Genomic DNA, 15,094 nt, shown 5'->3' with positions numbered 1-15,094 from the left:
GAGAACGAGTGTAATTGGTGGTGAGTTATCGATAAAAAATATCGCCCTTATCAACATCTAAGTAGATCTTATTCTCTTGCTCCAAACCGCCACAATAGATGAAGTAAACGTTGCGCTTTTTGAACGTCACAGAACGCACCCAACCCCCGAGCTCCTCAAAATCACTCGGATCACAGGTTTCATCGTCTAACAATTGCTGTGTTTTCTTACGGAAAATATCCAAGTGAACTTTTAAATCATCCGACTTCTGTAGGTATTCATCCAATATCTCTAAGCGCTCTTGCTCTTTAATAACTGGCTCTGCATCCGATAACCCTTCAGCATTCAACCATTCGGCTTTTTCTTCTCCACCCTCTTCATAGACAAGATAGCCGGAGATTCGGTACCACCCATCTACTTTTTCTAACACCGATACTTTTTCTCCCTTATAGAGCGTATCGACAACTAAAGCATTAAGGTTAGGCTTGTTGTAAACATTGACACGACGCTCAATAACGTAGTACTCGGTAACTTCCGGGGGAGCGGCTTCTAAATCCAGAATCGGTTTGGATGTTTCTTTTTGCAGTGACGATTGCTCGACTTGTGTAGCCTTTGGTGCTTCAGGTTCATCTTTCTGCATAAAGAAGAAATAGTATCCAGCCCCCGCTCCGCCGAGCAACAGCATGACAATCAATGCGACGAGAATTTTCTTCATGCCCTTTTCCTTTTCATTCTTTATTCTTATCCCACCAGCAGCACGCATGTCGTAGAAATTTGGGTATATACTCAAAAGAGCAGGTCAACTAACGCGAGCAATAATGATCAACAGACTCAATTGGATACTACTATTTCTTCTGTTCCCGATAACGGGGCACGCCAATATTCAATGTAACCCATCGTCGTGGAATGACAATCTTACCCAATTCAATCGTTTAGAGTCCAATTACAATCAGCATGTTGAGGTATTCAATACACTTTTAACCGAACATAAACAGCGTCAGTTATTGTCCGAAACCTTTTCAATGCATGAGCTCGTGCTACTTTGGCGTGCCAAGTCGAACCAAAATGTGTTCAAAGCGCAATTAAAAGCATCGATTCAATACAAAGAAGAGCTCACAACTAAAGCGAATCAGCTGCTTAAATTGAGCACACAATCCCAATGGTCAGCAAATGGGTGGGAGATACTGGCCCAAAAGTGCCGCGAGTCAAACAAAATAGCCAATCAAATAACCGCGGAATGGTATAACACCAACGCTCTGGAACTTGCTGAAGATTACAAGCGCCTCTCTTCACAATATCAAACTCTGTCACAAGTCTATGATAAAGAAGCTCGAGCGCTTCAATACGCTCAAGATGTTTCGAAGTAAAAACAGAGCCAGTTTTGAATAGACGATGTTGGTTTTTCACTCCAATATTGGACGTTATTCGTGCTTTTTATCTTTCCTTAGTCGTGAATGATATCAAATGTAAATAATGGGATTGTTCCCTTTGACAAACTTGACTAAACCATGACCAAGACAATCAATTTATAGAGACATACGTCACATTAATGCTTTACTTATGGACATTTTTTGGTTAGTTTAGCCATTAATAAAATTTAATAAAAAGTCACATTTGGCTGGAGATGATGCTACAAACATGGTTATCAATCGATTAAGTAACAGGGAATGTCCTAATGCTACCAAAGCCAAGTTTTTGTCAGTAGTTAGGCACGTAAAAGAGTTCGGTTCAATCAGTGATTTGGATCTGTGTAAAATCTTCGGAGAAACAATATGGAGTGATGGGAGGGAATACCATTCAGCCGCGTTCTCATTCAAGGTTGATAGATACACAGGTAACTGTGAAATCTCACAATACAAAAACCAATAAGGCTTAAGAATTTATAAAGCGGAGTCAGGAAACGGACTCCGCTTTTTTGATCATGGCAATCGTAAAGTCGTGCTCGGAGTACCCCTCAATCAATCGTGTATTCGGACACAGCAACCGACAATAGCGAAAGACACCTTCTTTATTGTGCGACGCTAACATTTTCATGCTGGGTAGTTTGGATTCATCCAACAAGTTAAACACACAACCTTTCTCTGTCGCTCGGTACATTTTCTCAATCATTTCAATGGTGTGATTTGGGTTGGTGGATTGATAGTTCAATGATCCGGAAGCAAAAACAAAGTCGCAACGAGGCAATACCAACGTTGAAAAGTCGCCACATATAAACTTACTTTGCGTACGAAAATCTCGTTTTCTGGCTTCAGAGATAAACTGTTTTTGCTGATCAATGCCAATATAGCTTTGAGGAAGCCCCCCCATAAGTTCGATAAACGCTAACAAGTCTCCGTAGCCGCACCCAATATCTAAAATACTTGAACCGTCTAACGTTAACCCTCGGCACAACGCCTCAAAACGGCTGATCTGACTATACTTATCTGCCCATCCCAGAGTTCGGGCTCTGTCTTTACCAAACTGTCTATATCGCTTTCGATGATAGTGGGCAATCTTAAGTCTATCGAAAAATTTCATCTTTCTTATGCATAAATCGGCAAACTGCCATTTCCTTTCACTTGTCTAATCGCCAGGTGGGTATGAATATCTTTCACATTTTCTAATCGCTGTAACTTTCTAGTAAATGTTTCATAACCAGCGAGATCTTTACTGACCACCTCTAACAGGTAATCATAGGCCCCTGATACGACATGGCATGAGATCACTTCATCCATCTCAACAACGGCATGTTCAAACTCATCAATCGAAGAAGCTTGGTGGTTATTTAAACTCACTTCAACAAATACAGTCATCGCGATGCCTACGGTGTCTCTGGACACAATAGCTCGATAACCACTTATTACACCTTCCTGCTCCAAACGCTTAATGCGTCTTGCACAAGGTGATGCCGATAGCCCTACTTGGTCAGCAAGTTCTGCCGTTGTCAGAGTGGCATCCTTCTGCATTAGGTTGATAAGTTGCCTGTCAATTTTATCCATCTATTCTTCCATGCCTTTAATCACCAACAATTAACACTTATACGCAATTTATCACCAACATCAAGCCTAATTACGTCAAACTTTGCCTCCCTTTGGCAAGAGTTTTATTCAACAATTAACACATCATTTACAAATGGACATGTCGATAATGATCTTGGGATACGCAGCTATATTAACGACCTTACTGCTTTGGTCTGGTTTCTTTATTTCTTTAAAAGGGGGCGCAATTTCTGCCTTGCAGCCAGCCGATATCGCGTTAGTTCGCTTTCTAATCCCAAGTATAATTTTATTACCATTTGTGATTAAGCATAAACAGTCGCTGCGCGTCGTGCCTAAACGCTACCTGGTTGGTGTTGTGGTTGGAAGCGGCCTTCCCTATCTTCTGGTCGTCGGAACGGCTATGCATTTCGCTCCCGTGGCGCACGGCAGTGCATTAGTACCTGGCACTTTGCCATTGTTTGTTTCTGCTATCGCGGTACTTTGTTATCAACAGTCGCTGAGTGCTCACCGCTTAATCGGGCTTTCTACGGTGTTGTTAGGGATTTTCGTATTCCTTCTTTCTAATAGCGGCGCAGAGTACAACTGGTCTCAGTTGCAAGGGCATATCCTGTTTCTAACTGGCAGCATCATGTGGGCTGCTTTCACCATCAGCGCTCGTGTCGCTAATCTTAATGCACACGTCTGTGCAGGATTCGTTGCAATCGCGTCTTTGGCTCTACTCATCATCGCCGTTGGTTTCGGGTGGGTAGACAGTTATTTGGTGGTAACACCGTTCAGCCAGTGGCCATGGGAGGAGTTATTTGGCCACGCGATGCTACAAGGTGTTGGCGCAGGTTTAATCGCTTCTTTCACTTTCATTTATGCAATTAGGATCATCGGTGCCGAAGCCAGCGCAGCTTTTGGTTCATTAACTCCAGTCGTCGCGACACTTCTTGCCGTTCCAATTTTTGGTGAACAACCAGATTCTCTCACTTGGTTAGCTCTGATGTTGGTCACATGCGGCAGTATTGTGGCAAGCCAAATCTTTATGAAAGGTGGAATGAGCCAAACTTATCGCCCACCACTTCACAGATAGCGATGATTTTACAAAAACTTATGCCTTACTATCTTGAATAACAAAATGGCGTTTTGATAGCCTCAGCTCAACTAATAATTAAAACGCCAATGTGATGCCAGCCACTCATACTAAAGATGAACTGCATAGGTTTCTCAAACCGGGAATGAAACTTTCTACTAATTTCGAATTTGGGCCTAAGGATCAATATACGTATTCCACCACCTATCTGGGGATGAAAGAAAATGCTTATTTGATTCTTGATATACCAATGCGTTTGCTTGAAGAGCAAGTGATGAGAAAACTCCCCAACGCCGATGTCATCGTGCGTGGTGTATCAGATACGGAGTTAGGCCATGTCATTGCGTTTAAGTCCAGCGTACTGACGACGACCGTTCGACCATCCCCCCTTTTGTTTATCCGCATTCCAGGAACATTTGCAACCAAACCAGTTCGAGAACATGAGCGTTACAAGTTGCAAATGGACTGTAACGTTATTCATGCAGGGAATGTCTACGACGGTAGCCTTATCGATTTCTCTCTAGCAGGTGTTGGTATATCAACCTTGATTGAGCCCGAATTCAACGTGGGTGAGAGTGTTACCATCGAATGCCCGTTAAGCCACTATATCGGAGAAGAAAATCGATGTGTCATTGCCAACATTAAGAAATTGGCGAAGGGATGGGTAGTTGGAATTAAGTTTGCTAGTTCCATTGAGATGACTCACGAACTAAAAACAGAGTTACTGGAGCAATCCTTTCTAACCAGTAACGTCTGAAATTACTGCTCGCTAAAGCGCGTCGCCTCAAAGCTGTTGAGTATTCTGTGAACCGTATAGGTCACAAGCAGCGTCGCAACAATAGCAAACAAAATACTGCTCACGCGATACAGCGCACTGAACATTAAGTCACCATCCGGAGTAAGATATTGGCCGAACAAAATGCCTAATGTGGTTAAGCCGCCAAATCCGGCTCCCGAACCGCTAGATTCTTTCACGTGCATATAGCTGAACATCATAGCCCCAATCCAAAGCAATGGGACGATAAACAATAAAGTATCCGACCAATCGTATAATACAAGTTGTCCGACGATACCAAAGGTCACCCCCATCAAGGTTCCCATTGCTCTTTTTCGCGCATACCCTAAAGCACCGTTCCAATGCATAGGAAACAATAAAAGCAAGGTTGTCGCCTGAGCAGACATAGAGTCACTGAGGTCAAATAGCTGGAATACAAGGAAAGACATTGTAGCGATACTCGCCCCCATAAGGGCTTCATGACGCATTCGATGACTCTGTTTAGGCTGCGACGGTTTCGCTGGTGGCTGACGAGGTTCCGCATCGGGAATCAAAAATGTCACCACATAAGCAACGATCACTGAAATAACATTCGCTTGCAGGTTGCTAAATATTAGGTCATTTAAGTCAGTGGTTGGATAACTCGCAAAGTGCAGCATGATGCTTAAGCTCAGTACGCTGTTCGCTCCAAATAAGAATAAGCTCCCTTTTGACATACAGGCGAATTTATACAGGAACAACCCGAATGCAATGATTGTCATCATGCCTGGGTGCCCACCAAATAACCCACCAAGCACACCAACTTCTAATCCACACACAACCGCTGAAAAAATCAGTTGTCGTGCGGCATGTAGACTCATGACTGGCACCATTCCAAGTAACAGCATCGGGGTTACAGTAAAGAATACGCCATAGTTCCAACCAAATACTTTACACAAAGTGAAACCAATGGTCGCACCAGTTGCAATGCGCAAACACTGACGGAAGTCGTTTTCCGACATGGGGTGGTCCCATAACTTCATATCGCCTCCTCGTTAATAAATATAATGAAGAAGACTCAAGAATTGGATCTGGCACCTCGCTAACCAACCAGATAATGAGTTTTCTGGCAACAACTGCACGGTTGCTCGTGCCCCTGCTGGAAATGCGCGCTGCTGAGGTTCATCGATAGCTAAATGTAAACGTAAGCGCTGCGCGTCTCTCACCCAACGGTTTGAGTCAGTTGGTGTTGCTAAGCGACCATCCGCATCGAATTGACCCGAGCTGACCCCGGCATCCACACTCGTAATACGAGCTTCAAATACATCACCAGGTAAGCTATCAAAAGCCACTAACGCACGGCTGTTCTGATTAAAGTGTCGTAAACTCTTTTCACGAAAGTCGGCAATGATATCCACGTCATCGGAGACTAAAGCGACAAGAGGTGTACCAGCTGCCGCATAGGCCCCCGTCTCCAGCTGCAAGTTAGCGACAACGCCATCATGTTCCGCCGAGACTTGAGTGTAAGACAGATTAAGTTCCGCTTGTTTTAGCTGGTTTTGCGCTACGCGGATATTCACATTCGTCGCGCCTAAATCACCGCGGTTTACTTCCAACTCTTTTAAACGAGCACGTGCGGCCAGTAAGTTCGCTTTAGCTGCCGTTGCACTGCTCTGTGCGTCATCGCGCTGCTGTTGCGAAGTACCATTACGGTGAAACAGGGTATTAAGACGTTTTGCTTCGCGAACTTTTTGTTCCGCCACGATTTTGCTCGCTTCAACGTCTGCTTTTGCCGCCGCAATAGAAGCATCAAGTTGTTCGTTGTTTTGAATCACACGCTCAAGGTTAAGTTGAGCCTTTTCTACGGCGAGCTGATAAGGCTGGGGATCAATCTGAAATAGTAGATCGCCTTGGCTTATTTCTTGGTTGTTGGCAACATAAAGATGCGTAATCTGCCCACTCACACGGGGGGCCACTTTAGTTACCACACGCGTTGCCATTGCCTGAGGCGTCAACGGCATGGCGAGATCTGCAACTAGAAAATAGGCAAAGACAAGGACAAACGCGACGCAAGAATATTTGATCCAACGTGCGAATTTTTGATCTGGAGTCATAGGCGTTTACTTCTCTTTTTATTCGGTTTTCTGACTTATTCGCTAAGTGAATCAAGCGCATTGTGAGCAATCTGATCAAGAATCAATGAAAGCTGCTGAAGTTCCTGGTCGTTGATGTCCGTTAGGAGCTTGCTTCGAACTTGAAGAATTCGAGCCTCCATTTGCTTTAGTAGGGTTTTCCCCTCTTCTGTGAGGCTAACAATACGTGCTCGCTTATCGTGTTCACAGCAATGGCGAACGATCAGAGATTGCTCTTCTAATAATTTTAATGTTCGCATCAACGACGCTAACTCGATCTCAAGCGCTTCAGCCAAATGCTTCTGACTGATGTTGTCACCCATTCGATAAAGCTTCCATAACGCAGTCCAACGCGGATACGTTAGGTTTAAAGGCTCTAACTCGCGATCTGCAACCATTTTCCACAAACGAGCAACACGAGATAATTTTTCAGCCAGAGAAAGGTCTCGCAAACTGTTGATGTCTTGAATCATAAGATCTACTCAATTACTTAGCGTGCTAAGTAATATAAAATAGTTAGCACGCTAAGTAAATATCTTTTTGTGATTGAAATCACGTTGGGTGTGTCAGTGAAGGGGCAGAAATCTAAGTAACACAACACTATGTTTGAACTTGAAATGCAGCGATGTACACAACAAACGTCGAGACCAATAAAGTCTGATTTGTATAAGAGTAAAAGGGTCAGATACAAAAAAGCACAACCCACAGTCATGGTGTTGTGCTTTTCAGATAATGAATAATTGGGTTATCTCGTAGTGAGCCAATTATTCATGTTCGCTCGACTAAGAACCGCTGTTTAAAATCCACAAATGCTTCATGGAGCGCATTTTCTTTAATCGGCTTGAGAAGCACGTAATTTGCACCCGATTCCATAAAGGCGTCACTGGTTTCTTTCGCGGTGTCAGCAGTACACGCATAAATTGGCGTGCCTAGTTTTAGCTTTTGTCGGATCTCTTTGGTCGTTTCAATTCCACCAAGATGCGGAAGTTGGTTGTCCATCAGTATCAAATCGTAAGTATGATCTTTTAAGAATTCCATTGCTTCTAACCCATCTTTCGCCCAATCAACCTGCATTTTGTACTTGTTACAAAACGCTTTTAGAATGAATGCGTTAGTATGGTTATCCTCTACCAACAACACTTTGAGACTCTCTGCAAATAGTTCACCTGGCTTAACTCGCAAACTCGAATCAAGAGGGGTGAGTACTCGCTCACGATCTTTCACTGGCATTGTAATGACAAAAGTCGTTCCTAAACCTTTCTGACTGCGGACTTGAACATCACCTTCCAGCATGTCGACAAGGCTCTTCACAATGGTCAGCCCTAAGCCACTACCACCGTATTCTCGAGTCGTTGTTGCTTCTTCTTGAACAAAAGGTTCGAACATTTGGTCGAGTTTGTCAGACTCGATGCCGATACCTGTATCCGTAATTTCCACGACCAGCACGCTATTGTCAGCACCATAGAACTGCTCCAGTTCCGCATGCAAGCGCACGCTACCCGAGGGCGTAAACTTCACAGAATTACTGACTAGGTTGAATAAAATTTGGTTCAGACGAACTTGGTCAGTAAAGATTTCAACATTGGGATCTATTTTGTTTTCAATGACAAGGTTGACGCCTTTACTTTCACAAATAGGACGATAAATGTTTTCTAACGTTCGAATTGTATCAGTGAAAGAAAACGGGTGCTTTTGGATATTAAACTTACCCTGCTCAATCTTCGAAAAGTCCAAAATATCATTCAAAACAGCAAGTAAGTGCTCACCACTATGCCGAAGTACGTCAATTTGGTTATTCTGCTCTTCTGTTTCCACAGAGTCTTTTAGCAATTGAGCAACCCCTAAAATTCCATTGATTGGCGTTCGGATCTCATGGCTCATTTTAGCCAGAAAGTCGGCACGGGCTTGAGCAGATTTCTCTGCTTCTTTGCGCGCCAAGTTACTCTGTTTTTCCGCCTCAATAAGCGTGGTTATATCCTGACCTTGAACAATAATACCGCTAATATCTCCATCAACTCGAATCGGCGATAAGTTCCAGCGATATACTTTGTCTCCAATTGGCACATTAACGCCTGTCAACGTAGCTCCCTGAGCCGCCATGCGAAGATGTGGCATCAACTTTTCTTTGAAACCTTTGAACACTGGGTGCATGGTTTCAACATCGTTTTCCATGACTAACTCTTTGCGTGCTGCCGGATTGATTTGGACAAGTACACCCGATTCAGACCACACCATAATAGGTGATAACGCAAAGTTAAACAGGTCGCGGAAAGACCGCTTTTGTGCTTCAAGCTCTTCAAAAGTGTTTTCTAGTGTCGAACCAATATGATCGAATTCCTCAATATCTGACCCCTCAAAACGCTCAAATCCTTTTTCTTCACGAGCCGAGCGAGTATATGCCATCAGGGATCCTAACTCTTCAACTACACGATTCTCGATCCATTCTTTAGTCATTAGCGCAATCATGACCATACCGATAACTGAGGCTAGCATTGCTAGCAGGTGTTGGATTTGCAATGTCACCACGCTCTGATTGTCTTGCACAGTAAGCAAGCACAAGTCAGTCTCGGCGGCATTTACCTCAATAGGGGTTTTGATGATCAATAATTGGTCAAGCTTGTGCTGGGACTCTCGTCGTTTGAGTACGTCAAATATTTGATAAGCCTCATCTCCTACTAATGAACTTGCCAATGGTGTGTTGTTAGCGACCAACACAACATTGTCGACGTTGCCTTCATTTTTTAGCCTTTCCATCAACCCAAAGTTATTATCTAAAACAACAACATTGTAAGAGTACCCCATCACTTCACCGGTTTTAGGTTGTAAAACGGGTACGCGACGAAGTAACAGATGGCGAGTTCCCATCGGGGTCTGTGAGGGTAGATAATACCAGTTGTTGCTAAAGGTCACCTGACTGGCAAGTCGGCTAAGTATCAGATTGTTGATGCCATAGAAATGCGCGTTGCCATCGTCCCAAATAATACCTTGATGATCGGTTAGGAAACGAAACTCTGGTGTATGGGAAGGATCACTCTGGTCAATACTCATGAAAAAGTAATTGAGTGCCTCTTCATCACGTTCTGTATAAAAATCCAATACAACATCACTTTTCGAATTGCTGTTGTGATGAATCTGAATCGCTGCAAAATGGCTATCAAAAATGTTCAGGATCAGGGCAGAGGTCTGCTGCTTGGTTCGGTCGACTTCCTGCCAAATAATCTGCTTCGAGAAGTAATAACTCTGAACAAAGATGCCTAGAATGATCGGAGCAAGTACGAGAATAATTATTTTGGTAATAAGCGTCGACAGTGAGCGACGCTTTCTTGTTTTTGATGTAGTTGTCATCAATTATCTGAGTATCTAAATGCACGTTTTCTTAATGCTTCAATTCTTTCTGGAGAGTCCGATTTGGTAACGACTTCAAAATCACCAGAGTAAACAGTGGGAACTGGCTTTCCTTCTAAATCCCACTTAATGGCCTCAGCCATTGCAATACCTGTATCATCGTTCATACGCATAACGGTAACGTCTAACTCCCCTTTAGAAAGCGCCTCTAACTCTGCTGAACCGCCGCCCCAACCATTGATCATGACATCATCACGACCTAACTCTTTAAGAGCGTCAACAGCACCTAATGCTACATCGGTAGAACACGCGTAAATGAAGTCAACGTCCGGATACTTCTCCAAACTGGCTTTTGCAGCTTCATACCCAGATTGCTTTGTTGCTTTGGTGTAGTAAGCAGATTGTAGTTCAAATTGATTATCGCGGTTCACTTGGTTGATAAAAGTGTTGCCTCTGATGTCACTAATGTAGCCCTCTGAGAAGTAGAGAACACTATAGTGGCTATGTTTAGGGAAACGCTTGCCAAACTCAACGGCCAATTCACGACTTCCTTCTGCGTGGTCGAAACCAACATAAAGAAACGGCTGATGATGTTCCCAATCCCTAACAGGTGTGGTGATATTTTGTAAAATTAACTTGGTTTTCTTTGAATCTAAGACATGCTCAACAAACTTACGATGTCTTGTGGTATCTAGAGTAAAGATCAAGTAATCGGAGTTGCTTTTCAGCGCCTCCATTAAAGACAAACTTTGTTGCTTTATATCTGCATTAGGACGAGTAAACACCTGATTTAGTTGATAGTCGATATCAAGCTTATCTAGGCGTTTTTCAAACGCATCGATGTTTCGAATCCAATAATCAGAGATCTGCTGCCCTGGATAAACAACAGAAATTTTCAGTGGACGCTTCTTGTCTTTTGCTACGGGTACAGGGGTTTCTCTTACCACTTCAGCCAACGCACTAGTTAGCTGCTTCTGTTGTGGAAACTGGTCTAAAAACTCTTGATATGCCCAATACCCATTAAGAACTTGGGTGGCCTGCACATTCGGCGCAAAAGCGGCCATTGAAATCAGGGAGAATACTAACGCTTTTTTCATCTACTGCTCTTTTAGCTTTTTTATGAGCCTAATTCAGCTCTATTCATTACCTAGCCGAGTCATCCTATACTCTTGTAATCTACCTTCCTCTTAGTGCCTGTTTCAATAGTAAATTGGTTCTTGGTCTGAGTGGATGCAAATAAAGTACATTGAGTCGCTTCCTTTGTCTCGATGACGTAGAGACATTTCGCGCTTTTCATACTCAGGACCTGTAAACAGAACACCAGCCCATTATGCGTCAGTTTATTCCTACATGGTACTCCAAAAACAAAAAGAAACCGCCAATGTGACATAGGCGGTTTCCGTGTATCTTTGCGTAGCAAGGGCTTATCAGAGTGCCACTATCTCTAACATCATTTGTTGATGTTCGTCGACGACAATATTTGCTTTTGACATAACGAGCAGCTCTTTTTTCGCTTTAGTTAGTTGCTTAATATAGTACTCTGCTCGCATGGCAAGCGTCTTTGACTCAAAATCCGATGACCATTCCAATACCAAAGGGCCTTTTCCCTTCAAAGCTTTCGCTCCTTTTCCGGTTTGGTGCTGATTGAATCTTCGTTCAACATCATTGGTAACACCACAATACAACGCGTTGCGGTTATTTCGTATCAGGTAGACACTCCAACGCTGCGTTGTATTTTCCATCATGAAAGCAGTGACTCAACCTTAGCTTTTAATTCATCCAGCTCTTCTTTCAGCTGAGCGACTTCGAGCTCTAGCTGACTTACTCGATCGGAGCTCGAGCTTGCAGCAGACACAGGCGCTGCAAGTTCGGACGCATCAACATCACCACAGAACAAATGCATATAACGCGACTCCCGCTTACCAGCCTCACGTGGTAATTTGACCACTAATGGTCCTTTCTCTTCGCTTGCTAAATGCTCAAGGACCGTTTCCACTTCTTTTACATCATGAAATGTCGCGAGACGATTAGTACGAGTACGAATTTCCCCAGGTGTTTGAGCACCGCGCAAAAGCATACAGCATACAATGCCCTTCTCCTGCTCTGTCAGCTTTAAATCACCAAATTCCGTATTACAGAAACGGTGTTGATACTTGCTGACGCGGCTGTTGAACGCACTTTCGTCACTGACGAGCCTGCGCTCAATAAGAGCATCAACGGCATCGAGAACGTCTGACTCAGAGAGTGACATCACGGGATCACGGTTGCTTTTTTGATTACACGCGTTGGTTAATGCGTTCAGGCTGAGGGGGTAAAGATCTGGGGTAGTGACTTCTTTTTCGATCAAGCAACCAATAACTCGTGCTTCAATTGCCGTTAGCTCAACTTTCATAATGCATTTCCTTATTATTTTTGCATTTGACTTTGTACCTAAATCGCTTCGAAATCATACGCCATAAATTCACACAGCAGTGCAAGAAGCGTTAGCGGTTCAGGTGTTGGTGTCAGGCTAAAGCATAGCGTAAGACCTGACACCCCTTACGAATAGGGTCAGGTATCAATGCTCCGAGAGAATCGGCACTCTCGTCAAATTGCCATCTTGGTCGACCATCATTATTTTTGAACGATTAAGCTCAACTTCGATGATTTCGAGTTGCTCACGAGCGTTGATATACGCCGTTTTTAACTTTTCAGCCACAGAGCGAGTGACTTGCTCATTATCTTGACTATTTACTTGCTCCGCAGTGTTACCAGAGTCCATATCAAGTTCATCATTTTGCATTCAATGGTGTTGATAATATAGTGAAGGCCACGTTATGACAATGAATCGATGGATTCTACGTTGTTGGCCAAAACTCGAAGAAAGCAGCACGATTATATGGACACAGCGCAATTGGTTGAGAAATGTTCAACTCTGCATTGCTATTGATCTAAAGACTGTTATGCCACTGGATGTTGTGCTTTAATCGAGGAAGATATTCATAAAATTAGGAAAGAGAACTATGAGTAGCGTATTTGAAATCGTTAACCAAGCTCGTCGTAAAAACAAACTAAAACGTGAGCTTCTTGATAACGAGAAGAAAGTTCGTGATAACCGCAAACGTGTTGATCTTCTAGAAAACCTTCTAGACTACATCAAACCAGAAATGACTCACGATGAAATCGTCGCAATCATCAAAAATATGAAAGCAGACTATGAAGATCGTGTTGATGACCACATCATTAAAAGCGCTGAGATCTCTAAAGCACGTCGTGACATCAGCCGTCGCATTCGTGAGCTGACTGAAGAAGACAAGCAAACTAGCGGCAAAAAATAAACGCGTGAGCTAGATTTTCGAACCCCGAGCAAGAATATCTTCCTCGGGGTTTATTTTTGTCTCTAAACTAACCGCCGTGTACAATCAATCTAACTCTTATTCCTAACGCATTCAGCTTTCTATGTCTTCAACTACGACAAGTACACAACCAACGCTTGCAAAACAATTATTTACGATGACCTGGCCAATGCTTTTTGGCGTTCTGTCTTTAATGAGCTTTCAGCTTGTGGATAGCGCGTTTATCGGTCAGCTCGGCGTTTTACCGTTAGCCGCTCAAGGTTTCACTCTGCCTTTGCAAATGGTCATTATCGGCATTCAAGTCGGTCTAGGGATCGCAACGACAGCGGTCATTTCTAAAGCTCTTGGGGCGAATGAAAGCCAGTATGCCAAACAACTTGGCGGATTGGTATTGATGATCGGCTCAATTGGTGTCGCTATTTTTGGCGGGCTAATTTGGCTTTTGCGCTACCCCATTTTAGCTCTATTAAGCGCTCCAGAATCTGTTATGCCGATAATCGACAGTTACTGGCCTTGGTGGTTATTAAGCTCATGGACTGGTGCGGTTTTGTATTTTTATTACAGTATCTGCCGAGCTAATGGCAATACAATGTTACCTGGCACAATGATGATGATAACCAGCGGCGTGAACCTTGTACTCGATCCGCTATTTATTTTCACGTTTGACTTGGGTATTAACGGAGCGGCAATAGCAACCATCGTCGCTTTTGGGTTTGGTATTTTAGTCGTCGCTCCTCGCGTGAAAAAGAATCACTGGGCAACGACACAATGGCAAGATCTTAACGTAGCCAAAAGTGTTGCATCTATCGGTAACATTATGGGCCCTGCGATGATTAGCCAACTGCTGCCACCGTTGTCTTCCATGCTAGCAACAAAATTATTGGCAAGCTTTGGAACCGCAGCAGTCGCCGCTTGGGCGCTTGGTTCACGCTATGAGTTCTTTGCTATCGTTTCGGTCTTGGCGCTGACAATGTCTATGCCTCCAATGGTTGGACGCTTACTTGGAGCAAAGAACTATGAAGATATCCAAAGGCTCGTCAGTATTGCCGTAAAATTCATTCTAGGTTTCCAACTTTTGATTGCTGCCATTACATTTGCCGTCGCAAACCCACTCGCATTATTGATGACAAGTGATGTGCAAGTGGAGCAAGTCTTGGAAATGCATTTACTGATAGTGCCGATCAGTTTGGGTTCATTAGGGGTTTGTATGCTAATGGTTTCTCTTTGTAATGCATTAGGCAAATCTTACACCGCGCTCACCATTTCAGCGCTGCGCTTGTTTGTCTTTTTCCTACCGTGCTTGTGGGTTGGCGCTCAAATGGATGGAATCCGAGGTTTACTCTTAGGCGCTTGTATCGGCAACCTGTTAGCTGGTGTTTCCGCATACCTAACCTATCGCCAAACCATACGCAAACTCGCAGGCGCGCAAGCCAACGCACAACAATGAATAATCAGAACTAAGCCCCTGAAGTGGGGCTTTATCGTTTTGACGCCTT

At 43.6% G+C, this 15,094-nt stretch carries 16 protein-coding genes; 5 read left to right on the top strand and 11 right to left on the bottom strand.

The genetic code is table 11. The features are described from left to right. Positions 1-25: 25 nt before the first annotated feature. On the bottom strand, positions 26-694 hold the full coding sequence (locus tag IQP38_RS19580; RefSeq protein ID WP_005373574.1) for an SH3 domain-containing protein: 669 nt from the start codon (positions 692-694) through the stop codon (positions 26-28). Positions 695-797: 103 nt separating this feature from the next. Here IQP38_RS19580 and IQP38_RS19575 point away from each other — a divergent pair, with 103 nt between their 5' ends. Further along, the gene (locus tag IQP38_RS19575; RefSeq protein WP_005373576.1) at positions 798-1,346 is read left to right on the top strand and encodes a hypothetical protein; all 549 of its coding nucleotides are present in this window, start codon (positions 798-800) and stop codon (positions 1,344-1,346) included. A 526-nt stretch (positions 1,347-1,872) separates the two neighbouring features. Here IQP38_RS19575 and IQP38_RS19570 read toward each other — a convergent pair. Further along, positions 1,873-2,496 (bottom strand): class I SAM-dependent methyltransferase, encoded by a 624-nt coding sequence (locus IQP38_RS19570; protein WP_053304531.1) that lies wholly within the window; start codon positions 2,494-2,496, stop codon positions 1,873-1,875. A 5-nt stretch (positions 2,497-2,501) separates the two neighbouring features. Beyond that, entirely contained in the window at positions 2,502-2,957 is a 456-nt protein-coding gene (locus IQP38_RS19565) for an Lrp/AsnC family transcriptional regulator (RefSeq protein ID WP_005373581.1), read from the bottom strand. A gap of 148 nt (positions 2,958-3,105) precedes the next feature. Here IQP38_RS19565 and IQP38_RS19560 point away from each other — a divergent pair, with 148 nt between their 5' ends. Both IQP38_RS19560 and IQP38_RS19555 read left to right on the top strand, forming a co-directional pair. Then, complete coding sequence (locus IQP38_RS19560) at positions 3,106-4,032, top strand: DMT family transporter (protein WP_017635181.1); 927 nt, start codon at positions 3,106-3,108, stop codon at positions 4,030-4,032. A 94-nt stretch (positions 4,033-4,126) separates the two neighbouring features. Then, complete coding sequence (locus IQP38_RS19555; RefSeq protein ID WP_017819882.1) at positions 4,127-4,789, top strand: flagellar brake protein; 663 nt, start codon at positions 4,127-4,129, stop codon at positions 4,787-4,789. Between the two features lie 2 nt (positions 4,790-4,791). Here IQP38_RS19555 and IQP38_RS19550 read toward each other — a convergent pair whose 3' ends face one another. The 8 genes from IQP38_RS19550 to IQP38_RS19515 form a co-directional block, all read right to left on the bottom strand. Continuing rightward, on the bottom strand, positions 4,792-5,829 hold the full coding sequence (locus IQP38_RS19550) for a DUF2955 domain-containing protein (RefSeq protein WP_017635179.1): 1,038 nt from the start codon (positions 5,827-5,829) through the stop codon (positions 4,792-4,794). Positions 5,830-5,841: 12 nt separating this feature from the next. Beyond that, positions 5,842-6,900 (bottom strand): HlyD family secretion protein, encoded by a 1,059-nt coding sequence (locus tag IQP38_RS19545; protein ID WP_017635178.1) that lies wholly within the window; start codon positions 6,898-6,900, stop codon positions 5,842-5,844. Positions 6,901-6,935: 35 nt separating this feature from the next. Continuing rightward, positions 6,936-7,391: a transcriptional regulator SlyA gene (gene slyA, locus IQP38_RS19540; protein WP_017635177.1), complete on the bottom strand. Its 456-nt coding sequence runs from the start codon at positions 7,389-7,391 to the stop codon at positions 6,936-6,938. A 295-nt stretch (positions 7,392-7,686) separates the two neighbouring features. Continuing rightward, entirely contained in the window at positions 7,687-10,263 is a 2,577-nt protein-coding gene (gene luxQ / locus IQP38_RS19535; protein ID WP_017635176.1) for a quorum-sensing autoinducer 2 sensor kinase/phosphatase LuxQ, read from the bottom strand. Then, complete coding sequence (locus tag IQP38_RS19530; protein WP_005385634.1) at positions 10,263-11,360, bottom strand: autoinducer 2-binding periplasmic protein LuxP; 1,098 nt, start codon at positions 11,358-11,360, stop codon at positions 10,263-10,265. The genes luxQ and IQP38_RS19530 overlap by 1 nt, the downstream gene beginning before the upstream one ends. A 330-nt stretch (positions 11,361-11,690) precedes the next feature. Beyond that, positions 11,691-12,008: a GIY-YIG nuclease family protein gene (locus IQP38_RS19525; RefSeq protein WP_053304534.1), complete on the bottom strand. Its 318-nt coding sequence runs from the start codon at positions 12,006-12,008 to the stop codon at positions 11,691-11,693. Continuing rightward, positions 12,005-12,655 carry a YceH family protein gene (locus tag IQP38_RS19520; protein WP_005373594.1) on the bottom strand — a complete coding sequence of 217 codons (651 nt, stop codon included), beginning with the start codon at positions 12,653-12,655 and terminating at the stop codon, positions 12,005-12,007. Before IQP38_RS19520 ends, IQP38_RS19525 begins: the two co-directional genes overlap by 4 nt. 165 nt (positions 12,656-12,820) lie before the next feature. Continuing rightward, positions 12,821-13,024 (bottom strand): hypothetical protein, encoded by a 204-nt coding sequence (locus IQP38_RS19515; protein ID WP_031777159.1) that lies wholly within the window; start codon positions 13,022-13,024, stop codon positions 12,821-12,823. Positions 13,025-13,265: 241 nt separating this feature from the next. Here IQP38_RS19515 and IQP38_RS19510 point away from each other — a divergent pair, with 241 nt between their 5' ends. Continuing rightward, entirely contained in the window at positions 13,266-13,580 is a 315-nt protein-coding gene (locus tag IQP38_RS19510) for a DUF496 family protein (RefSeq protein ID WP_005373603.1), read from the top strand. Positions 13,581-13,701: 121 nt separating this feature from the next. After that, positions 13,702-15,045: an MATE family efflux transporter gene (locus IQP38_RS19505; RefSeq protein ID WP_017635172.1), complete on the top strand. Its 1,344-nt coding sequence runs from the start codon at positions 13,702-13,704 to the stop codon at positions 15,043-15,045. The last annotated feature ends 49 nt before the right edge of the window (positions 15,046-15,094 follow it).

This window comes from Vibrio sp. OPT41, assembly GCF_015163595.1.
GTDB lineage: Bacteria > Pseudomonadota > Gammaproteobacteria > Enterobacterales > Vibrionaceae > Vibrio > Vibrio alginolyticus.
Note: the sequence above shows the minus strand (reverse complement) of the source record. Positions and strands in the feature narration are given on the sequence as shown.